This is a genomic window from Pantoea sp. XAF26B01_ASV70 (assembly GCF_054512635.1).
Window position 1 is genome coordinate 1,359,548 of sequence record NZ_CM137251.1, and the last position, 26,038, is coordinate 1,385,585.

Here is a 26,038-nt window from a genome sequence, read left to right on the forward strand (position 1 = left end):
TTTTCATCCGCACAGGGAGATTGGAATGAATTATCGCCTGACCAGCCTGGCTGTCGCCAGCGTCCTTCTGGTAGGTTGTGCCAGTTCAAAGCCGGCGAATAGCGATCCTGCTCAGCGCAGCGATCCGTTCGAAGGCTTTAACCGCACGATGTTTAACTTTAACTACAACGTGCTGGATCCGTATGTATTGCGTCCGGTCGCTGTGGCCTGGCGTGATTATGTGCCGGTGCCGGCACGTACCGGCCTGAGCAATTTCCTCGGCAACCTGGAAGAACCTGCCAGCATGGTCAACGCCATCCTGATCGGTAACGGACGTGATGCGGGTATTCACTTCACCCGTTTCTTCCTGAACAGCGTGCTGGGACTGGGCGGCTTCATTGACGTTGCCGGTAAAGCGAATCCGGAACTGGCGCGTGAAGAGCCGCACCGTTTCGGTACTACGCTCGGTCACTATGGCGTCGGCTACGGGCCTTATGTTGAGTTGCCTGCTTACGGCAGCTTCACGGTGCGTCAGGATGGCGGCGACTACGTTGATACGCTTTATCCGATCCTTGGCTGGCTGACCTGGCCAATGTCGATTGGTAAATGGACGCTTGAAGGGATTGAGACCCGCGCGCAGCTGCTGGACTCTGATGCAATCCTGAAACAGCAGAGCGATCCGTACGCCTTCATCCGTAACGCTTACTTCCAGCGTCACGACTTCCTGGCGCGCGGCGGCAAGCTCAAGCCGGAAGATAATCCTAACGCAGCCGCGATTCAGGATGACCTGAAGGATATTGACGCCGAGTAATCGCCCGTGCTGAGCCGCCAGAGATGGCGGTTTTTGCGTCTTTGCGCAGGGCGTATGCTCCCTGAGCCATTAAGCGATCCACGGCCACAAAAAAGGGCGACTCACCAGAGTCGCCCTTTTTGATCGTACCAGCCAGTCAGAACTTATAGTTAAAGTTCGCGCCGTAGAGCCAGGCCTTGCCTTCAGAGGTAAAGGTATAAGGACCTTCTTTCACCGTCACTTTCTGTCCGTGCATATAAGAGATGCCTAAATCAACCGAGGCATCATCATTAAAGGCATAGGATGTACCGGCACTCAGCCATAAACGATCCTGGTCCGGGATGGAGATAGAGCGCTTATCGGCCGGAACCGGACTGTCATCAAAGGCAATACCGGTACGGAACGTCCAGTTCTTGTCGTAGGAATAGGTTGTGCCCAGTGCAATGCGGTAGGCATCGTGGAAGCTTTCATCTTTATAGAACAGCGTCTGGCCGTTAGAGCCAGTGGCTTTCAGCTCCTGGAACTGGCTCCAGCTGGTGTAAGCCATGCTGTAGTGAACCGCCCACTGCGGGGCCACTTTATGCCAGCCCGACACTTCCCACATCTCTGGCAGATTCAGGGTTAATGCGCCTGGAACGGTGGTGCCGTTGGTGCCAAAAGGTACGCCTGACACTTCCGGATTATTCACCGCATTCAGCCGGGATGAGAGATTACTTTTGTAATCGCCATCAAAGTCGACTTTCACTTCTGAACGATAGGTAAAGCCGAAGCGGTTATTTTCATCCACTTCATACAGGATACCGGCATTCCAGCCGTAGCCCCACTCATCGCCTTTCAGATGGGCAACCTGCGTATCAGCCGGAACCCCCAGCCTCGCGCCTGACTCACCGGCATAACGCTCAATTTTGGCTTTGGCATAAACCGCATCAAAACCGATGCCTGCACTAAAATGTTCATTAAAGCGATAAGCGGTGCTGAGATTTAAATTGCCGGTCATCAGGTCAGTTTTACCGCCGTAACCGCCAGCGGTGTAGCCATTATTAAACTCTGTTGCTAAGCCGTAGTTTGAGGTTGCAGATGCGCCAATCCACCACTGATCGTTGATGGGCTGGACATAATGAATATTGGGTACCCACTGATTAGGAGCAATATTATTCGCATCCAGGCTGCGGCCACTGGGACTGCGACCACTGATATTTACATCCGGCGCAATATAGACAGCCCCGATAGAAAATTCCGGGCGATCCATTAACGCCATTGTCGCCGGGTTACGGCTGGCAGACGCCGCGGTATCACCCATTGCCCCTTCGCCTGAATATGCGCGACCTAAACCAATCGAAGAGAATTCATTTAACTGAAACCCAGCAGCGTAAACGTGGGAAGAGACAAGCGCCACTGCAGCCGCCACGGCTGACTTTGCAAACAGGTTTTTATGGTTCATGACCACAACCTCATGTGAATTATTATTTAACGCTATAACGTCGCGTAACAAAGGACGGCGGATTGTAGGGACTGATGTAAAGCGCACATATCAGACCAGTGCGGAGAGTATAGGTCCGACCTGTGTGCATGTTGCAATATTGTTTTTAAAATATTTCAGGTTTGATCGCTTAAAATTCGATCTGCATAACAAAAAGCCCCTGATCCTGGACAGCATAACCATTCCAGTTTGTTCTGGATCAATTTTTATTGTGATATTCGTCACTTAGCAACAGGTGCGTGGCGCATCTTTCAGCGAGCAGGTAAGATTTCGTCCATAAAATCGCTCAACCTATGCAATTGCTGGTCTGGAGAATGAAATGACTGATGCCATTAAAAAATGCAGTGCGACCGAAACCGCAGCCTGTTGTTGTGTTGATGTCGGCACGGTAATGGATAACACCGATTGCACCGCCAGCTGGTCAGAATGGTTTGCTCAGCGTGCCGATGCGGAAGCGAAATTAGCGCAACTGACCGAACGTGCCCGCGAGGTTGAATCAGAACCCTGTCTGATTGAATCGCGCTTCAGCGAAGTGGATCAGGGAGTGCAGCTGGATATCGATTTCACCTTCAGCTGCCAGGCTGAAACCATGATTTTTCAGCTCGGTTTGCGTTAAGTCCCATTACGCCGCGTCACTGCGGCGTTTTTCATTTTCGTGTTTCCCTTCGCACTTTTTCCCTTCCGATATTGGCGGCTCACCCGCTTGTGGTTAACACTGATCAGGTCAGACCTCTTCAGGCAATGATGCCACAGTCCCAGCCACAGGTGAGAACAATGAGCAAAGCGCAGCAGCTGCTGACGCGTGATGGTGAACGCATCGCAATAACCCACGGATTACGCACCCCTTTCTTACGCCAGGCGACCGGCTTCCATGGAATTCCCGCCATTGAGCTGGGACGTATGGTGGTCAGCGAATTAATGGCGCGCAGTGAACTGCCGGCTGAGGTGATCGAGCAACTGGTCTTTGGGCAGGTGGTGCAGATGCCGGAAGCGCCGAACATTGCGCGTGAAATTGTATTAAGCAGCGGGTTGAGTGTGCATACCGATGCCTACAGCGTCAGCCGTGCCTGCGCCACCAGCTTTCAGGCGGTAGCGAATGTGGCAGAAAGTCTGCTGGCGGGCACCATCTCTGCCGGTATTGCCGGTGGCGCAGACTCTTCGTCGGTGTTGCCGATTGGGGTCAGTAAAACGCTGGCCCGCGCGTTGGTGGATCTCAATAAAGCCCGCAGCTTCGGTCAAAAACTGCACATCCTGCGCCGTCTGCGTCCGCGTGATCTGCTGCCGGTCCCGCCCGCAGTGGCGGAGTATTCGACCGGCCTGCGCATGGGCGACACTGCGGAGCAGATGGCTAAGAGTCACGGCATCACGCGCGAAGCACAGGATGCGCTGGCGCTGCGATCCCATCAGCATGCCGCAAGGGCCTGGCAATCCGGGGTACTGAATCAGGAAGTCATGGCAGCCTTTGTGCCGCCGTGGAAAAGCGCCATCGATCAGGACAATAACGTGCGGATGAACGCCAAAGCGGAGGATTACGCCCGACTGCGTCCGGCATTTGATCGCCAGCACGGCAGCGTCACCGCGGCCAACAGCACGCCTCTCACCGACGGCGCGGCGGCAGTGATTCTGATGCGCGAGGGCCGCGCCCGTGAACTGGGCATCAGGCCGCTGGGCTATCTGCGCAGCTACGCCTTTACCGCCATTGGTGTGCAGCAGGATATGCTGCTGGGCCCGGCTTACGCTTCACCACTGGCACTGGATCGCGCCGGCATAACCCTGGCCGATCTGACGCTGATCGATATGCATGAAGCTTTTGCTGCCCAGACGCTGAGCAACCTGCACATGTTTCGCGACGAGCGCTTTGCCCGTGAGGTGCTGAATCGGCCACACGCGCTGGGCGAAGTGAATGAAGAGCGCTTTAACGTGCTGGGCGGATCGATCGCCTATGGTCATCCTTTTGCCGCCACGGGTGCGCGCATGATCACCCAGACGCTGAATGAATTACGCCGTCGCGGTGGCGGGTTAGGACTGGTAACAGCCTGCGCGGCAGGCGGCCTGGGTGCGGCAATGATTCTGGAGGCCGAATAATGGAGCAGAATGCGTTTCATCTGAAGATGCGACTGGATCACGTCGGCATTATTACGATCGATGTCCCTGGTGAGAAGATGAACACCCTGAAAGCGGAATTTGCCGGGCAGATCACCGCCATCATTGCGGAAGCGCGACGCGATCCGCAACTGGCTGGCCTGGTGCTGATTTCCGGCAAAGCGGACAACTTCATCGCGGGCGCAGACATCAGCATGATTGACCGCTGTAAAAGCGCGCAGGAAGCCGAAGCGCTGGCAAAACAGGGCCAGGAAGTGATGGCTGCGCTCGACGCGCTGCCGTTCCCGGTGGTCGCGGCGATCCACGGCGCCTGCCTCGGCGGCGGGCTGGAACTGGCGCTGGCCTGTGATGCCCGTATCTGCTCGCTGGATGATAAAACCCGCCTCGGTTTGCCGGAAGTGCAGCTCGGCTTACTGCCAGGCTCTGGCGGCACTCAGCGGCTGCCACGCTTAATCGGCGTGCAGCAGGCGCTGCCACTGATTCTGACCGGCAAAGCTCTGCGGGCGAAACAGGCCCGTAAGCTGGGCGTGGTCGATGACGCGGTGCCGCAGGCGATTCTGCTGGAGACCGCCATTGCCCGGGTGAAAAAGGGCAAGGTTAGTGGACGAACGCTGCCGCTGCGCGATCGCCTGCTACATGGTCCGGTTGGCCGTCAGGCGCTGTTTGCGCTGGCGACCCGACAGACCGCAGCCAAAACGCAGGGTAACTATCCGGCAGCAAAACGCATTATTGAGGTGGTGCGCATCGGGCTGGAGCAGGGCAGTCGGGCCGAACATGAGGCTGAAGCGCGCGCTTTTGGTGAGCTGGCGATGACGCCAGAATCTGTTGCGCTGCGCGGGATCTTTTTCGCGACTACGGCTATGAAAAAGGAGCGGGGCGGTGAAGCGGAACCCGGCACCGTCAAGCGTGTTGGTATCCTCGGCGGCGGCCTGATGGGCGGCGGCATCGCCAGCGTCACTGCAATCAACGCCGGGTTGCCGGTACGCATTAAAGATATCAGCCTGGAAGGGGTGAACCATGCGCTGAAAACCAGCTGGGAACTGCTGAGCAAAAAGGTTAAACGGCGCCAGCTCACTCCGGCACAGCGTCATCAGCAGATGGCACGTATCACGGGCGGCATCGATTATCAGGGCTTCTCACAGCGCGACGTGGTAATTGAAGCCGTATTCGAAGATTTAGCCCTGAAGCAGCAGATGGTCAGCGAAGTGGAGGCACACTGTCAGCCGCATACGCTGTTTGCCTCAAATACCTCTTCGCTGCCGATTGAGGCGATCGCCGCCGGCGCCCAGCGTCCTGAGAACGTCATCGGGCTGCACTATTTCAGTCCGGTAGAGAAAATGCCGCTGGTGGAGGTGATTCCTCATCTGAATACCTCTACCGCGACGCTGGTGACGATTGTGGCGCTGGCGCGCAGCCAGGGTAAAACTCCGATTGTGGTGGCGGACAAGCCTGGCTTCTATGTTAACCGCATCCTGACGCCCTATATAAATGAAGCGATGCGCTGCCTGCTGGAGGGCGAACCGATTGACCATATTGATCGGGCGCTGGTGAAGTTTGGTTTCCCGGTCGGCCCGATTCAGCTGCTGGATGAGGTCGGTATCGACGTTGGCAGCAAAATCAGTCCCATCCTGTATCAGGCTTATGGTGAACGCTTTGCCGCGCCAGCCGCTTTTGATGCGGTGCTGAAAGATGGCCGCAAGGGACGTAAAAACAGCAAAGGCTTTTATCGCTATGACCAGCCGCGCTGGCAGCGTAAAAAACCGGACGCTTCGCTGTATACGTTGCTGAAAGTCTCGCCGCAGGCCAGGCAGAGTGAAGCGCAGATTGCTGAACGCTGCGTGATGATGATGCTGAACGAAGCGGCTCGCTGTCTTGATGAGCAGGTGGTTCGCTGCGCCCGCGATGGGGATATCGGTGCGGTGTTTGGTATCGGCTTTCCGCCTTTCTTAGGCGGCCCGTTCCACTACATGGACAAACTGGGCGCGGCGGAAGTGGTCAACAGATTAACCCGGCTTGCGCAGCAGCATGGCGAACGATTCACACCCTGTGAGGCGCTGATTCAGGCGGCTGCAAAATAGACGAAATTTTACATTTCTGCTGAAAATGGAATAACCAATCCGATTCAGCGGCTTAGAAAAGCGCCGCCAGAGTGTGCGGCGCAGCATGATTCTGAGAAGTGCTTATTTAATAAACAACCGGTTGACTATACTAAAGCCATTAGGGTAAAACACAGCGTTCATTCGCAGAGTGAAGAGTCAGGCGCTACGCGTCGGGCGATGTCGACAAACAACAGCGGTGCTTTATGCAAGTTTTTATCATGCGTCACGGCGATGCGGCTCTGGAAGCAGCCAGTGATTCAGTCAGGCCTTTAACCTTATGTGGCTGCAATGAATCACGTCAGATGGCCAACTGGCTTAACAGCCAGACGCCGGACATTGAGCGTGTCCTGGTGAGTCCCTATTTACGCGCGCAGCAAACGCTCGCGACCGTGCGTGAAGCCTTTCCCCTGCCGGAAAGCCAGGACGTTCTGCCGGAATTAACGCCGGGCGGCGATCCGGAGATGGTCGGGTGCTATCTGCAGGCCCTGGCGAATGAAGGCGTGAAATCGGCTCTGGTGATTTCACATTTACCGTTGGTGGGGTATTTAGTCTCTGAACTGTGCCCGCAGGAAGCACCGCCAATGTTCGCCACTTCCGCTATTGCCTGCGTGGAATTCGATCCCGCAGCGAGTGCCGGTAAACTGCTGTGGCAGGTCAGTCCCAAAAAGCTGGCTAAAGCAATCTGACGTCTGTGGGCCGATAATTCCGGCCCCTCTCAGGGCAATTCAGGCGGTTGCCACTCCTCAATCTCAATCAAAACCAGCAGCGCGGCGTCACCGCCGAACATTTTGGGTGCCTGATGAAAAGCCATCACCCACGGATGCTGGGCCAGCCACAGCGGCGTCTGCTGCTTCAGAATATGCTTTCCATGACCGGTCATGACGCTGGCGCAGAACAGATGTTCACGGCGGCAGGCGGCGATCAGTGCCCCCAGTTCCTGCTTGGCCTGCTGCTGCGTTAAGCCGTGCAGATCGAGGAAAATCTCCGGCGTATAGTCGCCACGACGTAATTTTTTCAGCTCAAAATGGCTGACATCTGCGCGCACATAACGGGTAGCACCTTCCGTTGAGAGCAGCGGCTGAAACTCATCCGAAAAGTAATGACTGTTGTCCGCCTGCTCTGAAAGCAGACGCTTTACCGGGATGTGGCGGGTTTTAACCGGCGCTTTGTGGACAAACGTGTCCTGTTTTAACTGGCGCGTACCCGTCATTAACTGGCGAAACAGCGCCTGGTCATCCGGGCTTAGTGGTGTTTTTTTACTCATGGCAGGTCAGTCATATCAGAAAAGGCTGTCACACAGCAGAGCCGATACCTTACCGTTAAGCGTCATTAAATGTCAGCTTTTTCACCTCGCTGCGCTGAATTCTCCCCGGCTTCATGGCACACTACTGGCCGATTTAGCAAAAGGCCTGCGGAGGGCTACGTGGACAAAATTTTCGTCGATGAGGCAGTGAACGAACTGCACACCATTCAGGACATGCTGCGCTGGGCGGTCAGCCGCTTTTCCGCTGCCGGAATCTGGTACGGACATGGCACAGACAATCCCTGGGACGAAGCCGTTCAACTGGTCCTGCCGTCACTCTGGCTGCCGCTGGATATTCCTGAAGATATGCGCAATGCGCGTCTGACCGCCAGCGAACGTCTTCTGATCGTTGAGCGCGTCATTCGACGCGTTAACGAGCGCATTCCGGTCGCCTATCTGACCAATAAAGCTTGGTTCTGCGGCCACGAGTTCTTTGTTGATGAGCGCGTGCTGGTGCCGCGTTCACCGATTGGCGAACTGATTGAGAACCGCTTTGCCGGTCTGGTCAGCTCGCCACCCCATCATATTCTGGATATGTGTACCGGCAGCGGCTGTATTGCGATTGCCTGCGCCTATGCCTTCCCGGAAGCGGAAGTGGACGCGGTGGATATCTCCACCGGTGCGCTGGCGGTTGCCGAGCAGAACATTGAAGAACATGGCCTGATTCATCAGGTTACGCCGATTCGCGCTGACCTGTTCCGCGAATTGCCACCGCTGAAATATGATCTGATCGTCACCAATCCGCCGTATGTTGATGCGGAAGATATGGATGATCTGCCGAACGAATATCGCCACGAACCGGAACTCGGGCTGGCGGCAGGCAGCGACGGCCTGAAGCTGGTGCGTCGCATTCTGGCCTGTGCACCGGATTATCTCAGCGAGCAGGGCGTACTGGTCTGCGAAGTGGGCAACAGCATGGTGCACATGATCGAGCAGTATCCCGACGTGCCCTTTACCTGGCTGGAATTCGACAACGGCGGTGATGGCGTCTTTACGCTGACGCGCCAGCAGATTGTCGACGCAAAACACCATTTCTCTTTTTACAAAGACTAAAAGTGGGGCGAAGCATCGCCCGCCGAACCCTGAGAAGGAAATAGCATGGCCGGAAACAGCATCGGGCAATTTTTTCGAGTAACGACCTTTGGCGAGTCCCATGGGCTTGCGCTGGGCTGTATCGTTGACGGCGTGCCGCCAGGCATCCCGCTGACCGAAGCGGATATTCAGCATGACCTCGATCGCCGTCGTCCTGGCACATCGCGCTATACCACGCAGCGCCGCGAGCCGGATCAGGTGAAAATTTTGTCCGGCGTCTTTGAGGGTGTGACCACCGGTACTTCGATTGGCCTGCTGATTGAAAATACCGATCAGCGTTCGCAGGATTACGGCGCTATCAAAGATCTCTTCCGTCCGGGCCATGCTGATTACACCTACGAGCAGAAATATGGTCAGCGCGACTACCGTGGCGGTGGACGCTCGTCGGCGCGCGAAACCGCGATGCGCGTGGCGGCCGGTGCGATTGCCAAGAAATACCTGCAGATGAAACACGGTGTTGTGGTGCGCGGCTATCTGTCACAGATTGGTGACATCGCCTGTGAGCTGAAAGACTGGAGCATCGTGGAAGAGAATCCGTTCTTCTGCCCGGATGCGGACAAGCTGGAGGCGCTGGATGAACTGATGCGCGGCCTGAAAAAAGAGGGCGACTCCATTGGCGCTAAAGTCACGGTCATGGCAGATCACGTGCCGCCAGGCCTGGGCGAGCCGGTATTTGACCGGCTGGATGCCGATCTGGCACATGCGCTGATGAGCATCAATGCCGTTAAAGGCGTTGAAATCGGCGACGGCTTTGCGGTGGTTAACCAGCGCGGCAGCCAGCATCGCGACGAGATCCGCCACGATGGTTTCCAGAGCAACCACGCCGGGGGGATTCTGGGCGGCATCAGCAGCGGCCAGACCATCAGCGCCAATCTGGCGATGAAACCAACCTCCAGCATCACCGTGCCGGGTAAAACTATTACCCGCGACGGCGAAGAAGTGGAGATGATCACCAAAGGCCGCCACGATCCCTGCGTCGGGATCCGCGCAGTGCCGATCGCCGAGGCGATGATGGCGATCGTCCTGATGGATCATCTGCTGCGCCAGCGGGCGCAGAACGGTGACGTTAACAGCTCCGTACCGCGCTGGTGATGCCATGAAGGCTCTTCTGCTTACCCTGAGTGCGCTGTTGATCAGCGCCTCCAGCCTGGCGGCGACGCCGTGGCAACGCATCCAGCAGCCGATCACTGGCGCACCGCAGTCAATCGGTGGCTTTGCCAACGGCTGTATTGTTGGCGCCGAGGCGCTGCCGCTGAATTCACCGCACTATCAGGTGATGCGTCAGGATCAGCGGCGCTACTTTGGTCATCCCGATCTGATTCAGTTTATTCAGCGTCTCAGTACGCAGGTGCATAACCTGCAACTGGGCAACGTGCTGATTGGTGACATGGGCATGGCAGCAGGCGGACGTTTCAGCAGTGGTCACGCCAGCCATCAGACCGGACTGGATGTCGATATCTGGCTGCAACTGCCGAAAACCCGCTGGAGCGCCCAGCAACTGCTGAAGCCGCAGCCGCTCGATCTGGTCGGGCCGGGTGACAAAAATGTGATTGCGCGTCACTGGCAGCCAGAAATTGATAGCCTGATTAAACTGGCCGCCAAAGATGATGATGTGACACGGATCTTCGTCAATCCGGCGATTAAAAAGCAGCTTTGTGCCGATGCGGGTAACGATCGTGACTGGCTGCGTAAAGTGCGCCCGTGGTTTGCTCACCGTGCCCATATGCATGTGCGCCTGCGCTGCCCGGCGGGCAGTATCGGCTGTGAAGATCAGCCTGCACCGCCTGCTGGCGATGGCTGTGGCGCAGAGCTGCAGAGCTGGTTCCTGCCAAAACAGCCTGGCTCGGGCGCGCCGGTGAAACGTGAGCCGCCGCCATTACCGCCTGCCTGTCAGGCCCTGCTGGATAAACATCTACTGTAAGGGATTCCATGGATTGGTTTGTGGTCAGCCCGCTGCTCGTCGGGCTGCTGTTTTTAATCGCCATGCTCGCCGGTTTTATTGATTCAATCGCGGGTGGCGGGGGATTACTTACGGTACCTTCGTTGCTGGCGGCGGGCCTCTCTCCGGCCCAGGCGCTGGCGACCAATAAACTGCAATCGGTCGGCGGATCGTTTTCCGCCAGTCTCTACTTTATCCGGCGTGGTGCGGTCAATCTGAATGAACAGTGGCTGAACATTGCCATGACGCTGCTGGGTTCCGTGCTGGGCGCGATACTGATTCAGCGCCTGCAGGCGGATTTCCTGCGCCAGATGCTGCCGCTGTTTTTAATCGCTATCGGTCTGTGGTTCCTGCTGATGCCGCGACTCGGCGAAGTGGATCGCGCGCGCCGTCTGCATGGTCTGGCCTTTGCACTGGTCGGCGGCGGGGCAGTGGGATTCTATGACGGATTTTTCGGACCGGGCGCAGGATCTTTTTATGCGCTGGCTTTCGTCACGCTCTGCGGCTACAACCTTGCCAAAGCGACCGCCCATGCCAAGGTCCTCAACTTCACCTCGAACCTCGGCAGCCTGCTGTTCTTTATGTTCGGCGGCAAAGTAGTGTGGGGAACCGGCCTGATCATGATGCTCGGCGCTTTCTGCGGCGCGCGTCTGGGCGCAAGACTGGTGCTGAGCCGCGGACAGAAGCTTATCCGCCCGATGGTGGTGATTGTGTCTGCCGTCATGAGCATTAAATTACTGTGGGACAGCCATGGCAGCGCCGTCATGGCCTGGCTTGCCACGCTGCAATCGTAACCTAAAACCTGATACCGTCATGAACCCGACTCATCATTATGAACAGCTAATCACGCTGTTTGATCGCTGTTTCAGCGATGAATTTCAGACCCGTCTAATTAAAGGCGATGATGAACCGATCTATCTTCCTGCTGATGCCGAATCGCCGTGGAACCGTGTGGTCTTTGCTCACGGCTTCTACGCCAGCGCCCTGCATGAGATTTCTCACTGGTGCATCGCCGGTGAAGCGCGCCGCAAACTGGTCGATTTTGGCTACTGGTACTGTCCGGATGGCCGCGATGCGCTGACCCAGAGTCAGTTTGAAGCGGTGGAAGTGAAGCCACAGGCGCTGGAGTGGATGTTTTGTACGGCGGCAGGCTTTCCCTTCAACGTGAGTTGTGACAATCTCGACGGAGATTGTGAGCCGGATCGCATTGCGTTCCAGCGTAAAGTGCATGCTCAGGTCATGAGCTATCTGACGTCGGGCATTCCCGACCGTCCCGCGCGTTTTATTACCGCCCTGGCGGAATTTTATGGCAGGCCTTCATTAACAGCATCGCAGTTTCCCTGGCCGGACGATCTGTGATGCAGAAAGGCATTATTAAAAGAGGAATTGAGATGATCGCAGAATTTGAAGCGCGTATTCTGGCCCTGATTGACGACATGGTCGAGCATGCCAGTGACGATGAGCTGTTCGCCAGCGGTTATCTGCGCGGGCATCTGACACTGGCCGTCGCTGAAGTGGAGCAACTGGGCGAACATACGCCAGAAGCGCTGCAGATTCAGGTGACCCGCAGTCTGCAAAATGCCATTGCTGCCGGAGAACTCTCGCCGCGCGATCAGGCATTAGTGGTCGGGATGTGGGATAACCTGTTTGTTCAGGCAAGCCAGCTCTCCGCGTAATGGTGCAGGGCGGCGTGCCGCCCTTAGCGTCCGCTAAACGGCTTTTCCCTTTAGTAATTTCCTCACCCAGTAACGATTCGGATTGAGTGCTGCCAGGGTACTGGCATCCAGAGGTTGCGGCTCGCCCGCCAGCTGAGCTGCCAGCACTTCGGCCGCCAGCGGCGCACTGCACAGGCCGCGCGATCCCAGCGCCCCAAACAGATACAAGCCCGCAAGATCGGGTGCGTCAGCGATATCGCCGCCTGCCGCCTGCTGTGCCGGTAAATCAGCATACTGCGCCAGCGTAGCAGCATAATCCGGCACGCCGCCCACCATCGGCAGGTGATCCCGGGTGGCGCAGCGCACCCCCATTCTTGCCTCTCCGTCACTGACATCCACCGTTTCGGCCCAGCTGCTGTCAGGCAGGCAATGCAGCAGGCGGCTGCGGTTCTCCTGCTGATCCTCCTCCCGATACGCGGTTGCGGTATCGCCACGGTGATAGCTGGCCCCGATACAGTGCGTACCAAACTGCGGGCTGACAGGCGTCAGATAGCCGTCGTAACAGAGCACCGTTTGCAGCGCGTTGAGGCCGGGCGTAGAGGGAACATGGCTTACCTGACCGGCCACCGGATAGGTCGGCAGCGGGGCGCTTTGCGCAAAGTCGGCAATCGCATGACCGTTTGCCAGTACGACGGTCGGATGACGCACAGCCGGACGATCGCTGAACGTCAGCGTCCAGTGATCATCCTTCCGGGAAAGCGCGCTCACCCGGTGCAGCCAGTGAATGCGCAATCCCTGGGGCTCGCCATGCGCCAGCATCGCGGTGGTCAGCTCTGCCGGTGAGAGCCAGCCGCCTTGCGGATAGAAAATGCCGCCACAGCCATGTTCAACATTTGCCAGTTTTTCAGCTTCTGCCACATCGACGCCACAGGCGATGATTTCAGGCAGGTCCATCGCCAGCATCTGATCGATCTTCTTACGGCTTTTCTCATCCCAGCCCAGCTGCAGCACACCGCTCCAGTGATGCTCATAGGTGACGGTTAATTGATCATAGAGCCGCCGGGCAAAGCTGAATGCCGAGGGGAAAAAAGTGGCAAGTGCCGGGTCGTGCTGATTGAGCAGCGGATAGAGCGCTCCCTGACGATTGCCGGATGCGCCCAGCGCGGGCGCCTCATCGGCGCAATAAAGCGTTACCCGCCAGCCGCGACGCAGCAGCGCCAGCGCCAGGGTGGCACTCGCGACGCCGCCGCCAATCAGGGCTACATCACGCTGCTCCGCAGCCTGACGATGATACCAGGGCTGTGCGGCGGGCAGCGGAGGCGCATCCTGCAACGGCCCGCATAGCATTTCGCGCTTCGGACCAAATCCTTTGCGGCGGATGACCGCAAAGCCCGCCTGCTGCAGACCGCGCCGGACAATACCTGCGGCCGTAAAGGTCGCGAAGGTCCCCTGCGGCCGCGCCAGTTTTGCCATCATGCCAAACAGCTCCGGCGTCCACATATCCGGGTTCTTTGAGGGCGCGAACCCATCCAGGAACCAGGCATCCACCTGACGATTCAGGCTCTCATCCAGCTGGCCCATCAGCAGGTTAATATCGCCCAGCCACAGGTCGAGCGTGATGCGGCCGCCATCAAACAGCAGACGCTGACAGCCGGGCAGGGCAGCGGGCCACTGCGCCTGCAGCGCCTCCGCCCAGGGGGCCAGTTCGGGCCAGTGCTGCTGCGCTGCGGTTAAATCTTCACGGGTTAACGGAAATTTCTCAAAGCTGATGAAATGCAGACGTTTTAAAGTGGCGTCGGGCTGTTCGCGCTGAAACGCATCGAACGCCTGCCACAGCGTCAGGAAATTAAGACCGGTGCCAAAACCGCTCTCCGCCACGATCAGCAGATCGCGCGGATGCTCAGCAAAACGCTGGGGAAAACCGTTGCCGCCAAGGAAGACATAGCGTGTCTCTTCCAGACCGTTGTCATTAGAGAAATAGACATCGCCAAACGCTCGGGAAACAGGTGTACCCTGTTCATTCCAGTTTAGCTTTGCATGTTCAACCGGGGTCAATTTCACGGTAAAGGCTCGTTTTTCAGGCAGTGGCGCGATTCTAGCGACCCGCGTGACATGACGCAAATTTACAAAAGGAAATAGCTGATCGGACTTGTTCGGCGTACAAGTGTACGCTAGAGTGCATGCCAATTAAGAAGAAGTGGATGAGGAAGATTGAATGAAACGTGCTGTGATTACTGGCTTAGGGATCGTTTCCAGTATTGGTAATAACCAGCAGGAGGTGCTGTCATCTCTGCGTGAAGGACGCTCTGGCATCACCTTTTCTGAAGAGATGAAAGATTCCGGCATGCGTAGTCACGTCTGGGGTAACGTTAAATTAGATACCACCGGCCTCATCGATCGCAAAGTTGTGCGCTTTATGAGTGATGCGTCCATCTATGCTTATCTTTCCATGGAAGAAGCGATTAAAGATTCTGGCCTCAGCGCTGAAGCGTATCAGAGCAACCCACGAGTGGGTCTGATTGCGGGTTCAGGCGGCGGCTCCCCACGTTTCCAGGTATTTGGTGCTGACGCAATGCGCAGCCCACGTGGCCTGAAAGCGGTTGGCCCTTATGTGGTCACCAAAGCGATGGCCTCTGGCGTCTCTGCCTGCCTCGCAACGCCATTCAAAATTCATGGCGTAAATTACTCGATTAGCTCCGCCTGTGCCACCTCTGCGCACTGTATCGGTAACGCCGTTGAGCAGATCCAGCTTGGCAAACAGGATATCGTTTTTGCGGGCGGCGGCGAAGAGCTGTGCTGGGAAATGGCCTGTGAGTTCGACGCCATGGGCGCGCTCTCTACCCGTTACAACGACACGCCAGAAAAAGCGTCACGCACTTATGACAATGAGCGCGACGGCTTTGTTATCGCCGGTGGCGGTGGCATGGTCGTCGTTGAAGAACTGGAGCATGCGCTGGCACGTGGTGCGCATATCTATGCCGAAATCGTCGGTTATGGTGCCACTTCAGACGGTGCAGACATGGTTGCTCCATCAGGTGAAGGCGCAGTGCGCTGCATGAAGATGGCGATGCACGGTGTCGATACCCCGATTGACTATCTGAACAGCCACGGAACCTCTACCCCAGTGGGTGATGTGAAAGAGCTGGGTGCGATTCGTGAAGTGTTTGGCGATAACACGCCATACATCTCAGCAACGAAAGCGATGACCGGCCACTCTCTGGGTGCGGCTGGCGTGCAGGAAGCGATCTACTCGCTGCTGATGCTGGAGCATGGCTTTATCGCGCCAAGCATCAACATCACCTCGCTTGATGCGGCAGCAACCGGTATGAACATCGTCACTGAGCCGATGGAAAAAGAGCTGACTACCGTGATGTCTAACAGCTTTGGTTTTGGCGGCACCAACGCCACGCTGACCATGCGTAAATATCAGGCGTAATTATTACGTCAGCACTCTGAAGGGCCGGCTTGCCGGCCCTTTTTGTTTTACAACCCATCCGCTTTACCTCGTTCAACCCTCCGTTTTAGCCCTCCCGCTGCAGCAGCCGCAGCAATGTATCGCATCCCGCCACAATCTCGTCAGGCGTCAGTGCGGCAAAGCCCAGCATCCAGCCTTGCTGAGACGAAGGCCCGGCATAAAGCGGACTCAGACGCGGCAGCAGCAAACCCTGTTGAGCCGCCAGTGCGCTTAATCGCGCTTCATCCTGTTGCAGTCTGACAGTTACCTGTAATCCGCCGCTGCTGGTAATCGGCGTGATCCACGGCGACAGTTGCTGAGCGATTAGCGTCAGCAGCAGATCGCGACGGCTGCGATAGAGCTGACGCATCAGCCGCAGATGGCTGGCGAAATGTCCCTGTTGCAGAAAGGCGGCGGTGACAGCCTGCGGCAGCAGGGCGCTGTGTCCATCCAGCACGCTGCGTGCCTGGCCTATGGGGGTAATCAGCGCAGGCGGGACCACCATCCAGGCCAGCCGCAGGGAGGGAAACAGCGACTTCGAGAAGGTGCCCAGCGTAATCACCCGCTGATGGCGATCCAGTCCCTGTAGCGCAGGGATAGGACGTTCGTCGTAGTGAAATTCGCTGTCATAATCGTCTTCGATCAGCCAGCACCGGTTGCGCTGCGCCCAGTCCAGCCACGCCAGGCGTCGCGTCAGGCTCAGCGTCACGCCGGTAGGGTAATGATGCGATGGCGTCAGATACATCAGTTTTGCACTGCCGCTGGCGGGGATGGCACCTTCGGCATCGACCTCAATCCCGCGCACCTGTGCGCCGGCAGCCAGAAAGGCGTTACGCGCACCAGGATAGCCCGGCTCCTCCATCCATACCTCATCACCGGGATCGACGAACATCAAAGCCAGTAACTGCAGTGCCTGTTGTGAACTGGTCAGAATGATCACCTGTTCCGGCTGGCATGCCACGCCCCGGGAAAGTGCCAGATAATCCGCGAGTGCGCTGCGTAACGGCAGGTAGCCGCAGGGATCGCCATATCCCATTGCGGCACTGCCCAGTGAACGCTGCACGCTGCTGCCGAGGCGTCGCCACGTGTCATGGGGAAAAGCGCGTAACTCCGGTGAACCGGCGGCGAATGCATGGGGAAAAGGGGGATCCTGACAGCCACCGGTTGCCAGTACCTGCTGGCCCCGCGCCGAGAAACGGACGGGCTGAGACCGGGCAGGTAATGATGATGAGTGGGTGGGGATGATGATGGCAACAAAAGTACCGCGACCGGTCTCGCGTCGCAGATAGCCTTCACTTTCCAGCTGTCCGTAGGCCGCTTCCACCGTCACACGTGACAGACGCAGATCCTGCGCCAGCTGCCGACTGGACGGCAACTGCTGACCAGCATGCAGATGGTGCCGGTTGATCGCCAGTCGCAGGGTAGAGCAGAGCCGCTCGCGCACGCCGCCACTGGTCTGATGCTGGAAAAGTTGTAATAACGGTGAAGACATATGGGTCTTATACCTGATGGGGAATGGGTATCAGTAAGCAGTCCACTTTGCCGTAAACTGCAGACTCACCACAACAGGAGAATCGCTATGTCATCGGTTTTACGAATTCCGGCCGCCACCCCGCAGCAAAGCCTCGACTATCTGCAGGCAAAACTCGCTTTTTACACCGACGCCTGGGATCTGGCGGAAGATCTGGAACGGCAAATCCCGGATATCGTGGTAATCGATGCTCGCGCGCCGGAGGCTTATCGCGCCGGGCATATTTGCGGCGCGATCAACTTTCCGCATCGCGAGATGGATGCCACTACCACGGCCCGGCTTGATCGCAGTAAAGTTTATGTCACGTATTGTGACGGCATTGGCTGTAACGGCTCGACGAAAGCGGCCTGGAAACTGGCCTCGCTGGGATTTCAGGTGAAGGAGTTGATTGGCGGGCTGGATTTCTGGAAACGTGACGGTCATCCGCTGACCTGGGGTGATGCACCGGGCGAATGGCCAGTCGCCGCGCCCAAAGCATTCTGTGGCTGTTAACTCAGAGGACCAGCCAGAGTAAAAGGGTGATGACAACCAGAGCGACAAAGAAGCCCAGCAGGGGGCGCTCTGCCAGAGGCTGAATCGCGGGCGGCAGCGAGGCGACAAAGGGCGACCAGATCGGCTGCGGTTTAATCTCGCTGGCAGACAGCGGCTGTTCGAGAAGTTTTTCTGCCCGGTCGGCGCGCCGGCTGAACAGGAAGTTCAGCAGATCCTGGGTCTGCGTTACGGTGAGCACCGTCTGCGGCGTGGCCTGGAAACGCTGCTGGCTGTAATCCTCCAGTTGCTGCCGCTCCTGCTGATCAAGCGGCTGTTTCAGGGACGCTTCCAGCAATTGCAGCGTCGGTGCGCTGTGCTGACTCAGCGTCTGACGCACCTGCAGATACTGGGTCAGCAGCGGGAAGTGGCGCGACGGGATGGGATCACCGCTGGTCAGATTCACCAGTTTCAGCGCAGCCGTCCACAGCTTACCGGTGGATTCGCCAGTGGCAGCGGCCAGGCGTACCACCTGCTGATTCAGCGTATGGTGCTCGGCAGGCAGCAGCGTGCGATCGCTGACGCGGATCTGCTGCGGCTGAGGAATGGTCATCTGCCCGTTCTGCAGCATCGTCAGCACCTGGCGCAGCTGATCCTGGCTCAGCGCGCTCAGTACGGTCTGACCAAATTGCTGACGGATAAAGTCGCTGACGGCCTGACGGTTATTCCCTTTCGGCAGCAGATCGGTGAGCTGGGTCATCAGCTGGCGTGTGGCATGCCCATTTTGCGTCTGCGTAAGGCGGCCATTAAGGTACTGTTCCGCTGCCGGAAAATGACGCGACTGTAATTCCGCTTCACTCTTTACGCCCACTTCATGGCGTACGCCCGCCCACAGTTCAGGCGCTTTAAGATTACTGAGCGATGAGATACGCACGATCAGGCGTTCTAACGTCGTGCGCTGCGCAGGGGAGAGGGGCTGTTCACCGGCCACTGAACCGTGACGCGTTACGCCAGTTTGCGGATTGACAGATGAACGATCGCCGACCGGCACACCGGGGCCGCTGAGTGGTTGCATGGCGGATTCCTTGGGAAAACAGAACAGCGTGGGGTGCGCCGGAAAATGAATAGGCCATGATAGCAAAAGCCCCCGGGAAATCCCACGGGGGACATGCGTTTCGGCGCGAGATTTACGCTTCAGCTGTAGACTCTCTTCACTGCCATCCTCAATAGTACCCTCACTCGCCACAGCCGCGCTATTCAGGCCTGTGGGTGGCTCACCGGTTTACGGCGGGATAAGGGGGTACGCAGCCGCTGCGCCAGTATCACACCGCCAAGCGTCAGACCACCGCCAATCCAGTGGTAACTGTGTAGTTGCTCATGCAGGAAAATCACCGCGATCACCGCGGTAAATACCGGGATCAGATTCATAAAGATACTGGTGGTGCTGGCACCCAGACGCTGCACACCGTGGATCCACAGGAACGGCGCGATGATCGAAGCAAACAGACCGGCAAAGGCCACCAGCGGCAGGTTGTGCCGGTTAAGCGCCACCTCGGGGGCCAGCAGAAAACCAGGCAACAGCAGTACGACACCAAATAAAATCTGCACATACAGACTTTGCCAGATCGGCAGCGGCAGTGCCCAGCGCCGTGTCAGCACGCCATACAGCGCATAGGCGGCGGAGGCGGCCAGCATCAGCAGTTCACCTTTGCCCAGGCCATGATTCAGCAGCTGCATCACGTTACCCTCACTGACCAGCCACACCAGACCGGTAAAGGAGATGATGCTGCCAAGCAGGATGCCCAGCGTCGGCGCAATCCGCAGGATCACCACGCTCAGCAGTACGGTGAGCAGGGGGATGAGGGCGCCGATAATGCCCATAAAGAGTGCGCTGACACTGTGTGCTGCGTAGTAGGCGAGACTCTGATAGAGCACCATGCCGAGCAGGCCAAGGATCGCCAGCCGCCAGAGGTGCGGTTTAATGACCTGACGCGTGCGCCACACGCCGGGCAGCACAAAGGGCGTCAGCACCAGCAGCGCCAGTAACCAGCGGTAGAATGAGATCGCCGCCGGATCGATCGCATCCGCCGAGAGTTTGCTGACAATTGAGTTGATCGACCAGATTATTACCGCAAAGAGCGGGTACAGGAAAAACATGCTGACTCTCCACACGCCATAATGAGGCGCAGTGTACGCTTGTCCGGATTTATTCAGATAGTTAATATCGGACAAAATTAGTTGTGGAGCGGACAGAATGACCCTGAAAGTGATCTACCAGCCGCCCCTTGACGCGCCGCAACTGCGCTACTTTATGCGTTATGAGCAGGCCAATGCCCGCACCGAATATCTGCCGCATGCGCATGCCTGGGGTCAGCTCATTATGGTGAAAAGCCACGTACTGGAGATGCAGGTCGAGGGTGAGCGATTGCTGACACCGGCAGATATTCCGGTCTGGATCCCACCGGGTCAGCTTCATAGTAGCTATAACCATCGTCAGGCACAGTTCCGTACCTTTAATCTGGCGGCCCCATTATGCGCCGATCTGCCCCGGCGCGCCTGCCTGCTGCTGGTCGATCCCATTGCACATGCCATTATGGATGAGTTTGCTGAGCAGCAAATCGAGCAACCCGAAACGGATGCGCAGTGGCGGCTGTGCGAGGTGCTGCGCGATCGCCTGCAGCTGGCGCAGGTACAGGAGAGTTATCTGCCCACCTCTGACGATAAATTTCTGGCGCCGGTGTTACATGCGCTGGAAGCGCATCCGGGCGATAACACCACGCTGGCAGGCTGGGCGGCGCGGGTCTTTACCACCGAACGGACGCTGGCGCGGCGCTGCCAGCAGCAGCTTCATATGACTTTTGGCGAGTGGCGGCAGCGGCTGCGGTTTCTACGCGCCATTGTGCTGCTGGAGCAGGGGGAAAGCGTGCAGAGCATCGCCCATGAGCTGGGATACAGTTCAGCTTCGGCACTGATTGTGATGTTCCAGCAACAGGCGGGAACCACGCCCGAACGCTACCGTGCACGGTTAGGCTAACGCGTCGCTTTGTGCCAGAATAATTGCCTGATATGTAACTGACAGGAAAGCCGTGGTGAAAATTCTGGTCGATGAAAATATGCCTTATGCCCGTGAGCTATTCAGCCTTACCGGCGACGTGGTCGCGGTGCCGGGGCGTCCGCTGCCGGTGGCTGAACTGGCCGATGCCGATGGCCTGATGGTGCGCTCAGTCACCCAGGTTAATGAGGCCCTGCTGGCAGGAAAGCCGGTGAAATTTGTCGGAACCGCCACGGCGGGCACCGATCATATCGACGAGAACTGGCTGCAGCAGGCGGGCATTGCGTTCTCTGCCGCACCCGGCTGTAACGCCATTGCGGTGGTGGAGTATGTTTTTTCTGCGCTGTTGCTGCTGGCGGAACGCGATGGTTTCCAGCTGCGTGACCGCACTGTCGGCATCGTTGGCGTCGGTAACGTCGGTGGGCGACTGCAAAAGCGTCTTGAGGCCTGGGGCATCAAAACCCTGCTGTGTGATCCGCCGCGCGCCGATAGCGGTGACGAGGGGGATTTCCTGTCGCTGGAGGCCGTGACCGAGCAGGCTGATATTCTGACGTTCCATACGCCGCTGTTTAAAGAGGGCCCGTATAAAAGCTGGCATCTGGCGGATGCGGCGCTGCTGATGGCGCTAAAGCCTAATACTATTCTGATCAACGCCTGTCGCGGCCCGGTGGTGGACAACAGCGCGCTGCTGGAGGTGCTGAAAATGCGGCACGATCTTAGCGTCGTGCTGGATGTCTGGGAGCCGGAGCCGGATCTGTCGCTGGCGCTGCTGGATAAGGTCGATATCGCCACGCCGCACATCGCGGGCTACACGCTGGAAGGCAAAGCGCGCGGCACCACCCAGGTGTTTGAAGCCTGGTGCGACTTTATTGGTCAGCCGCAGCAGGTGCCGCTCAGTACCTTACTGCCGGTGCCGGAATTCAGTGAAATCACCCTGAATGGCCCGCTGGATCAGCCAACGCTGAAACGCCTGGCGCATCTGGTGTATGATGTGCGCCGCGATGATGCCCCCCTGCGTAAAGTGGCGGCGAAACCCGGCGAGTTTGATCGCCTGCGCAAGCAGTATCAGGAGCGCCGCGAGTGGTCATCGCTGCAGGTGAACTGCGATGACGCCACAACCGCTGAGCTGCTGAACCAGCTGGGCTTTAACGCAATCATCTCCCCGGAATAGCGGGCGCTGCAGGTCAGGCGCCCTGGCGCGGTTTCCGCACTGAATTAATCAGTGAACGGAAGGCGGGCGCTGCTGGCATGTCTGCATGACGGCGGGTTCTGGGGGGATATACCCAATGGATTTCGGGTTGCATTGAGGCGGCAAGAGAACGAATCCCGATGCGCTTACTCAGGTAAGTGATTCGGGTGAGTGAACGCAGCCAACAAAGATGCAACGTGAAAGACGACGGGGATAAATCTGAATCCCTGGGCGGTGAATATCACCGCCTTCTGTTTTTATGTCATTGTCTGGAGTAAACCAACATGTCTGACGGCTGGAATATTGCGCTACTTGGCGCGACAGGCGCAGTAGGGAACGCTGTACTGGAACTGCTGGCGGAACGCCAGTTCCCGGTTGGTGAATTATATTTGCTGGCCAGCGAAAACAGCGCGGGCGAAATCAAACGTTTCGAAGGCCGCTCGGTGCGGGTCGAAAATGCGGAGACGTTCGACTGGTCACAGGCGCAGCTGGCCTTTTTCGTGGCGGGACGTGACGCCTCGGCGCGCTTTGCCGATGAAGCGGCCAATGCCGGTTGTCTGGTGATCGACAGCAGCGAGCTGTTTGCGCTGGAACCCGATGTGCCGCTGGTGGTGCCGGATGTGAATCCGCAGGTGCTGGCAGATTATCGCAATCGCAACATCATCAGCGTGGCGGACAACCTGGTAAGCCAGCTGCTGACCGCAATTAAACCGCTGGTGGATGCGGCCGGATTGAGTCGTTTACAGGTGACTAACCTGATCTCAGTCTCCAGCTACGGCAAAGTGGCTGTCGATGCGCTGGCCGGGGAAAGTGCCCGCCTGCTGAACGGTCTTCCGGCCGATGAACACCATTTTGGTCGTCAGCTGGCGTTTAACCTGATGCCACAACAGGCCGACGCAGAAGGCAGCGTGGAGAGTGAGCGTCGTCTGATTGATCAGGTGCGTAAGGTATTGCAGGACGAAGGCTTACCGATTGCGGTCAGCAGCGTACAGGCTCCGGTGTTCTACGGTAATGCGCAGATTGTGCATATCGAAAATCTGCGCCCGCTCTCTGCTGAAGAAGCGCGTGCCGAACTGGCGCTGGCGTCAGATATTCGTCTGAGCGAAGAGGATGAAGTGCCGACGCCGGTCACGGATGCCTCAGGCAACGGCGAACTGAGCATCGGCGCTGTGCGCAACGACTACGGTATCCCCGAACTGCTGCAGTTCTGGTCAGTGGCGGACAACATTCGTTTTGGCGGCGCGCTGATGGCGGTGAAAACCGCTGAGAAACTGGTTCAGGAGTATCTGTAACCATGTCCGATGGTCAGACGCAAAAACTGGCGCTCGGCATCGAGTATGACGGCAGCCGTTACTACGGCTGGCAGCGTCAGAATGAAGTCCGCAGCGTGCAGGAGAAGGTTGAGCGCGCGCTGTCGAAAGTCGCCGATCATCCGGTCAGTATTTTTTGTGCTGGCCGCACCGATGCAGGTGTACATGGGACGGGGCAGGTGGTCCATTTCGAGACCACCTCGCAGCGGCCTGATGGCGCCTGGACGCTGGGCGTCAACGCTAATCTGCCGCCGGATATTGCGGTGCGCTGGGTGAAAGCGGTGCCGGATGAATTTCATGCCCGCTTCAGCGCCACGGCCCGACGCTATCGCTACCTGATCTACAATCAGCGTCTGCGTCCGGCGGTGCTGGCGCAGGGCGTGACGCACTTTTACCATCCTCTGGATGCAGAGAAGATGCAGCGCGCCGGGCAGTGTTTGTTAGGCGAGAATGATTTCACCTCATTCCGAGCCGTGCAGTGCCAGTCGCGTACACCGTGGCGCAACGTGATTCACCTCAACGTGACGCGTCAGGGTCCCTACGTGATTGTGGATATCAAAGCCAATGCCTTTGTGCATCACATGGTGCGCAATATCGTGGGCAGCCTGATGGAGATAGGCTGCGGCAATAAGCCGGAGTCATGGATGGCAACGCTGCTGGCGGCGAAGGATCGGACATTAGCCGCAGCCACAGCCCGGGCAGAGGGGTTGTATCTGGTGGCGGTGGATTACCCATCCCACTTTGCGTTACCACAGCCGTCGATGGGACCGTTGTTCCTCGCGGATTAATTCACTTTCAGGACTTAAAAGGGCGCGCCATGGAGTTTCTCCATTTTCTGGTTGATTTTATTCTGCACATTGATGTGCATCTTGCCGAACTGGTTGCACAGTACGGTATCTGGATTTACGCTATTTTGTTCCTGATTTTGTTCTGCGAAACCGGTCTGGTGGTGACGCCCTTCCTGCCGGGTGACTCGTTACTGTTTGTGGCGGGCGCACTGGCGGCGTTGCCGGGTAACGATCTTAATGTGCATGTGATGGTGGCATTATTAGTGGTGGCCGCGGTTCTGGGCGACGCAGTGAACTACACCATTGGCCGCCTGTTTGGCGAAAGGTTGTTCAGTAACCCGAACTCGAAGATTTTCCGTCGCAGCCATCTGGATAAAACCCATGCGTTTTATGCCCGTCACGGCGGAAAAACCATTATCCTGGCGCGCTTCGTGCCGATCGTGCGAACCTTTGCGCCGTTTGTTGCCGGTATGGGCCATATGTCCTATCGCCACTTCGCGCTGTTCAACGTAACGGGTGCGCTGCTCTGGGTGCTGCTGTTCTCCTATGCCGGCTACCTGTTTGGCGATCTGCCGGTGGTGCAGGAAAACCTGAAGCTGCTGATTGTGGGCATTATCCTGGTCTCGATTCTGCCAGGTGTGATTGAAGTCTGGCGTCATCGCCGTCAGGCTAAGCAGCAGAAGCAGCCGTAAGGCTGCGCTCAGGGGTAAGACCAGATTTTTATCCACAGTCTGAACAGGTTGTGGTTTAATGAGCGACATTTACCGTCTGCTGAAGCGGTTTTCAGCAGTATCAAGACGACTGGACCAGGTCAGTTTTAAACAGAAAGGTCATCAATGAGCTGGATTGAACGCATTCTTAATAAAAGCACCGGAACGCCTGTGCGCAAAGCCAGTATCCCGGAAGGGGTCTGGACCAAGTGTGACAGCTGTGGTCAGGTGCTCTACCGCGCCGAGCTGGAGCGTAATCTTGAGGTCTGCCCGAAGTGTGACCATCACATGCGGATGCACGCACGTGAGCGCCTCGGCAGTGTCCTCGATCAGGGCACGATGGTTGAGCTGGGTAGTGAACTTGAACCTAAAGATCTGCTCAAGTTCCGTGACTCCAAAAAGTACAAAGATCGTCTGATCGCGGCCCAGAAAGACACCGGTGAGAAAGATGCGCTGGTGGTCATGAAAGGTCAGCTGCACGGCATGCCGGTTGTTGCGGCGGCCTTTGAATTTGCCTTTATGGGCGGTTCAATGGGCTCTGTGGTCGGTGCGCGTTTTGTACGTGCGGTTGAGCAGGCGTTAGAAGATAACTGCCCGCTGATCTGCTTCTCCGCCAGCGGCGGGGCGCGTATGCAGGAAGCGCTGCAGTCGCTGATGCAGATGGCGAAAACCAGTGCGGCACTGGCAAAAATGCGTGAGCGCGGTCTGCCTTATATTTCCGTGCTGACTGACCCGACTATGGGTGGTGTTTCGGCCAGTTTTGCCATGCTGGGCGACCTCAATATCGCGGAACCTAAAGCACTGATTGGCTTTGCCGGTCCACGCGTTATTGAGCAGACCGTGCGTGAAAAACTGCCGCCGGGCTTCCAGCGCAGTGAGTTCCTGATTGAAAAGGGCGCGATTGATATGATCATTCGCCGTCCGGAAATGCGCTACAAACTGGCAAGCCTGCTGGCAAAAATGATGAACCTGCCGGCACCGCTGCATGATGGTGAACAGTCCGCTCCGGCGACGACTGAATCGGAAAGCAACGAGGCCTGACAGGAGATAGAGAGGTGCGTCCAAAGCACCTCTTACCAATGCACCGTATACCGCA

Annotated in this window: 25 protein-coding genes; 19 read left to right on the forward strand and 6 right to left on the reverse strand. The window is 57.5% G+C overall.

Translation table 11 applies throughout. The features are described from left to right. Positions 1 to 25: 25 nt before the first annotated feature. Positions 26 to 790: a phospholipid-binding lipoprotein MlaA gene (gene mlaA / locus ACX8ZY_RS06550; RefSeq protein WP_010257927.1), complete on the forward strand. Its 765-nt coding sequence runs from the start codon at positions 26 to 28 to the stop codon at positions 788 to 790. 136 nt (positions 791 to 926) lie between these two features. Here mlaA and fadL read toward each other — a convergent pair whose 3' ends face one another. Further along, positions 927 to 2,210 (reverse strand): long-chain fatty acid transporter FadL, encoded by a 1,284-nt coding sequence (gene fadL / locus ACX8ZY_RS06555; RefSeq protein WP_010671434.1) that lies wholly within the window; start codon positions 2,208 to 2,210, stop codon positions 927 to 929. A gap of 358 nt (positions 2,211 to 2,568) precedes the next feature. On the opposite strand from fadL, the gene ACX8ZY_RS06560 reads away from it, so the two are divergent. The 4 genes from ACX8ZY_RS06560 (at position 2,569) to sixA (ending at position 7,137) form a co-directional block, all read left to right on the forward strand. Beyond that, positions 2,569 to 2,865, forward strand: coding sequence for a YfcZ/YiiS family protein (locus tag ACX8ZY_RS06560; RefSeq protein ID WP_010671435.1), 297 nt, complete (start codon positions 2,569 to 2,571; stop codon positions 2,863 to 2,865). Positions 2,866 to 3,023: 158 nt separating this feature from the next. Continuing rightward, complete coding sequence (fadI, locus tag ACX8ZY_RS06565; RefSeq protein WP_421665297.1) at positions 3,024 to 4,334, forward strand: acetyl-CoA C-acyltransferase FadI; 1,311 nt, start codon at positions 3,024 to 3,026, stop codon at positions 4,332 to 4,334. Beyond that, on the forward strand, positions 4,334 to 6,430 hold the full coding sequence (fadJ, locus tag ACX8ZY_RS06570; RefSeq protein ID WP_459260844.1) for a fatty acid oxidation complex subunit alpha FadJ: 2,097 nt from the start codon (positions 4,334 to 4,336) through the stop codon (positions 6,428 to 6,430). The genes fadI and fadJ overlap by 1 nt, the downstream gene beginning before the upstream one ends. 224 nt (positions 6,431 to 6,654) lie before the next feature. Then, complete coding sequence (gene sixA / locus ACX8ZY_RS06575) at positions 6,655 to 7,137, forward strand: phosphohistidine phosphatase SixA (RefSeq protein WP_010257941.1); 483 nt, start codon at positions 6,655 to 6,657, stop codon at positions 7,135 to 7,137. Between the two features lie 29 nt (positions 7,138 to 7,166). Here the strand turns inward: sixA and smrB are convergent, their stop codons facing one another. After that, positions 7,167 to 7,715 carry an endonuclease SmrB gene (gene smrB, locus ACX8ZY_RS06580; RefSeq protein ID WP_010257944.1) on the reverse strand — a complete coding sequence of 183 codons (549 nt, stop codon included), beginning with the start codon at positions 7,713 to 7,715 and terminating at the stop codon, positions 7,167 to 7,169. A gap of 159 nt (positions 7,716 to 7,874) precedes the next feature. On the opposite strand from smrB, the gene prmB reads away from it, so the two are divergent. From prmB to ACX8ZY_RS06610, 6 genes are read left to right on the forward strand one after another with little or no spacing between them, the layout of a single operon-like run. Continuing rightward, positions 7,875 to 8,807, forward strand: coding sequence for a 50S ribosomal protein L3 N(5)-glutamine methyltransferase (gene prmB, locus ACX8ZY_RS06585; protein WP_010671438.1), 933 nt, complete (start codon positions 7,875 to 7,877; stop codon positions 8,805 to 8,807). A 45-nt stretch (positions 8,808 to 8,852) separates the two neighbouring features. After that, positions 8,853 to 9,938, forward strand: a complete 1,086-nt coding sequence (aroC, locus tag ACX8ZY_RS06590) for a chorismate synthase (RefSeq protein WP_010257950.1) — start codon at positions 8,853 to 8,855, stop codon at positions 9,936 to 9,938. A gap of 4 nt (positions 9,939 to 9,942) precedes the next feature. Beyond that, positions 9,943 to 10,767: a penicillin-insensitive murein endopeptidase gene (mepA, locus tag ACX8ZY_RS06595; RefSeq protein ID WP_010257953.1), complete on the forward strand. Its 825-nt coding sequence runs from the start codon at positions 9,943 to 9,945 to the stop codon at positions 10,765 to 10,767. 8 nt (positions 10,768 to 10,775) lie between these two features. Next, the gene (locus ACX8ZY_RS06600; RefSeq protein WP_010257955.1) at positions 10,776 to 11,579 is read left to right on the forward strand and encodes a sulfite exporter TauE/SafE family protein; all 804 of its coding nucleotides are present in this window, start codon (positions 10,776 to 10,778) and stop codon (positions 11,577 to 11,579) included. Positions 11,580 to 11,598: 19 nt separating this feature from the next. Next, complete coding sequence (locus ACX8ZY_RS06605; RefSeq protein ID WP_003854284.1) at positions 11,599 to 12,144, forward strand: elongation factor P hydroxylase; 546 nt, start codon at positions 11,599 to 11,601, stop codon at positions 12,142 to 12,144. 32 nt (positions 12,145 to 12,176) lie between these two features. Beyond that, a complete protein-coding gene (locus ACX8ZY_RS06610; protein ID WP_163850810.1) occupies positions 12,177 to 12,461 on the forward strand; it encodes a YfcL family protein in 285 nt (94 codons plus the stop codon). Between the two features lie 33 nt (positions 12,462 to 12,494). On the opposite strand, the gene mnmC is transcribed toward ACX8ZY_RS06610, so the two are convergent. Continuing rightward, positions 12,495 to 14,501: a bifunctional tRNA (5-methylaminomethyl-2-thiouridine)(34)-methyltransferase MnmD/FAD-dependent 5-carboxymethylaminomethyl-2-thiouridine(34) oxidoreductase MnmC gene (gene mnmC / locus ACX8ZY_RS06615; protein ID WP_421665298.1), complete on the reverse strand. Its 2,007-nt coding sequence runs from the start codon at positions 14,499 to 14,501 to the stop codon at positions 12,495 to 12,497. Positions 14,502 to 14,655: 154 nt separating this feature from the next. Between mnmC and fabB the strand changes: the two genes are divergently transcribed. Then, entirely contained in the window at positions 14,656 to 15,876 is a 1,221-nt protein-coding gene (gene fabB / locus ACX8ZY_RS06620) for a beta-ketoacyl-ACP synthase I (RefSeq protein ID WP_010257968.1), read from the forward strand. Between the two features lie 85 nt (positions 15,877 to 15,961). Here the strand turns inward: fabB and pdxR are convergent, their stop codons facing one another. Then, on the reverse strand, positions 15,962 to 17,386 hold the full coding sequence (pdxR, locus tag ACX8ZY_RS06625) for a MocR-like pyridoxine biosynthesis transcription factor PdxR (RefSeq protein ID WP_346531707.1): 1,425 nt from the start codon (positions 17,384 to 17,386) through the stop codon (positions 15,962 to 15,964). 87 nt (positions 17,387 to 17,473) lie between these two features. Between pdxR and ACX8ZY_RS06630 the strand changes: the two genes are divergently transcribed. Continuing rightward, the gene (locus tag ACX8ZY_RS06630) at positions 17,474 to 17,917 is read left to right on the forward strand and encodes a rhodanese-like domain-containing protein (protein WP_010257974.1); all 444 of its coding nucleotides are present in this window, start codon (positions 17,474 to 17,476) and stop codon (positions 17,915 to 17,917) included. Between the two features lies 1 nt (position 17,918). Here ACX8ZY_RS06630 and flk read toward each other — a convergent pair whose 3' ends face one another. Both flk and ACX8ZY_RS06640 read right to left on the reverse strand, forming a co-directional pair. Further along, a complete protein-coding gene (gene flk / locus ACX8ZY_RS06635; protein WP_052271388.1) occupies positions 17,919 to 18,968 on the reverse strand; it encodes a flagella biosynthesis regulator Flk in 1,050 nt (349 codons plus the stop codon). Positions 18,969 to 19,150: 182 nt separating this feature from the next. Beyond that, positions 19,151 to 20,050 (reverse strand): DMT family transporter, encoded by a 900-nt coding sequence (locus ACX8ZY_RS06640; protein ID WP_064690259.1) that lies wholly within the window; start codon positions 20,048 to 20,050, stop codon positions 19,151 to 19,153. 97 nt (positions 20,051 to 20,147) lie between these two features. Between ACX8ZY_RS06640 and ACX8ZY_RS06645 the strand changes: the two genes are divergently transcribed. The 6 genes from ACX8ZY_RS06645 to accD all read left to right on the forward strand — a co-directional run bounded on the left by ACX8ZY_RS06645 (position 20,148) and on the right by accD (position 25,983). Continuing rightward, the gene (locus ACX8ZY_RS06645; RefSeq protein ID WP_010257982.1) at positions 20,148 to 20,927 is read left to right on the forward strand and encodes an AraC family transcriptional regulator; all 780 of its coding nucleotides are present in this window, start codon (positions 20,148 to 20,150) and stop codon (positions 20,925 to 20,927) included. A gap of 55 nt (positions 20,928 to 20,982) precedes the next feature. Then, positions 20,983 to 22,116 carry a 4-phosphoerythronate dehydrogenase PdxB gene (pdxB, locus tag ACX8ZY_RS06650; RefSeq protein ID WP_033758505.1) on the forward strand — a complete coding sequence of 378 codons (1,134 nt, stop codon included), beginning with the start codon at positions 20,983 to 20,985 and terminating at the stop codon, positions 22,114 to 22,116. Between the two features lie 302 nt (positions 22,117 to 22,418). After that, the gene (locus tag ACX8ZY_RS06655; RefSeq protein ID WP_033778725.1) at positions 22,419 to 23,426 is read left to right on the forward strand and encodes an aspartate-semialdehyde dehydrogenase; all 1,008 of its coding nucleotides are present in this window, start codon (positions 22,419 to 22,421) and stop codon (positions 23,424 to 23,426) included. Between the two features lie 2 nt (positions 23,427 to 23,428). Next, entirely contained in the window at positions 23,429 to 24,232 is an 804-nt protein-coding gene (gene truA, locus ACX8ZY_RS06660) for a tRNA pseudouridine(38-40) synthase TruA (RefSeq protein WP_008926481.1), read from the forward strand. Between the two features lie 29 nt (positions 24,233 to 24,261). Beyond that, the gene (locus ACX8ZY_RS06665) at positions 24,262 to 24,924 is read left to right on the forward strand and encodes a DedA family protein (RefSeq protein WP_010257990.1); all 663 of its coding nucleotides are present in this window, start codon (positions 24,262 to 24,264) and stop codon (positions 24,922 to 24,924) included. A 144-nt stretch (positions 24,925 to 25,068) separates the two neighbouring features. Beyond that, on the forward strand, positions 25,069 to 25,983 hold the full coding sequence (accD, locus tag ACX8ZY_RS06670) for an acetyl-CoA carboxylase, carboxyltransferase subunit beta (protein ID WP_010257992.1): 915 nt from the start codon (positions 25,069 to 25,071) through the stop codon (positions 25,981 to 25,983). The last annotated feature ends 55 nt before the right edge of the window (positions 25,984 to 26,038 follow it).

Coding starts and splice junctions, on each gene's coding strand:
- mlaA (WP_010257927.1), top strand. CDS start 26: ATGAATTATCGCCTGACCAGCCTGGCTGTCGCCAGCGTCCTTCTGGTA.
- fadL (WP_010671434.1), bottom strand. CDS start 2,210: ATGAACCATAAAAACCTGTTTGCAAAGTCAGCCGTGGCGGCTGCAGTG.
- ACX8ZY_RS06560 (WP_010671435.1), top strand. CDS start 2,569: ATGACTGATGCCATTAAAAAATGCAGTGCGACCGAAACCGCAGCCTGT.
- fadI (WP_421665297.1), top strand. CDS start 3,024: ATGAGCAAAGCGCAGCAGCTGCTGACGCGTGATGGTGAACGCATCGCA.
- fadJ (WP_459260844.1), top strand. CDS start 4,334: ATGGAGCAGAATGCGTTTCATCTGAAGATGCGACTGGATCACGTCGGC.
- sixA (WP_010257941.1), top strand. CDS start 6,655: ATGCAAGTTTTTATCATGCGTCACGGCGATGCGGCTCTGGAAGCAGCC.
- smrB (WP_010257944.1), bottom strand. CDS start 7,715: ATGAGTAAAAAAACACCACTAAGCCCGGATGACCAGGCGCTGTTTCGC.
- aroC (WP_010257950.1), top strand. CDS start 8,853: ATGGCCGGAAACAGCATCGGGCAATTTTTTCGAGTAACGACCTTTGGC.
- mepA (WP_010257953.1), top strand. CDS start 9,943: ATGAAGGCTCTTCTGCTTACCCTGAGTGCGCTGTTGATCAGCGCCTCC.
- ACX8ZY_RS06600 (WP_010257955.1), top strand. CDS start 10,776: ATGGATTGGTTTGTGGTCAGCCCGCTGCTCGTCGGGCTGCTGTTTTTA.
- ACX8ZY_RS06605 (WP_003854284.1), top strand. CDS start 11,599: ATGAACCCGACTCATCATTATGAACAGCTAATCACGCTGTTTGATCGC.
- ACX8ZY_RS06610 (WP_163850810.1), top strand. CDS start 12,177: ATGATCGCAGAATTTGAAGCGCGTATTCTGGCCCTGATTGACGACATG.
- fabB (WP_010257968.1), top strand. CDS start 14,656: ATGAAACGTGCTGTGATTACTGGCTTAGGGATCGTTTCCAGTATTGGT.
- pdxR (WP_346531707.1), bottom strand. CDS start 17,386: ATGTCTTCACCGTTATTACAACTTTTCCAGCATCAGACCAGTGGCGGC.
- ACX8ZY_RS06630 (WP_010257974.1), top strand. CDS start 17,474: ATGTCATCGGTTTTACGAATTCCGGCCGCCACCCCGCAGCAAAGCCTC.
- flk (WP_052271388.1), bottom strand. CDS start 18,968: ATGCAACCACTCAGCGGCCCCGGTGTGCCGGTCGGCGATCGTTCATCT.
- ACX8ZY_RS06640 (WP_064690259.1), bottom strand. CDS start 20,050: ATGTTTTTCCTGTACCCGCTCTTTGCGGTAATAATCTGGTCGATCAAC.
- ACX8ZY_RS06645 (WP_010257982.1), top strand. CDS start 20,148: ATGACCCTGAAAGTGATCTACCAGCCGCCCCTTGACGCGCCGCAACTG.
- ACX8ZY_RS06655 (WP_033778725.1), top strand. CDS start 22,419: ATGTCTGACGGCTGGAATATTGCGCTACTTGGCGCGACAGGCGCAGTA.
- truA (WP_008926481.1), top strand. CDS start 23,429: ATGTCCGATGGTCAGACGCAAAAACTGGCGCTCGGCATCGAGTATGAC.
- ACX8ZY_RS06665 (WP_010257990.1), top strand. CDS start 24,262: ATGGAGTTTCTCCATTTTCTGGTTGATTTTATTCTGCACATTGATGTG.
- accD (WP_010257992.1), top strand. CDS start 25,069: ATGAGCTGGATTGAACGCATTCTTAATAAAAGCACCGGAACGCCTGTG.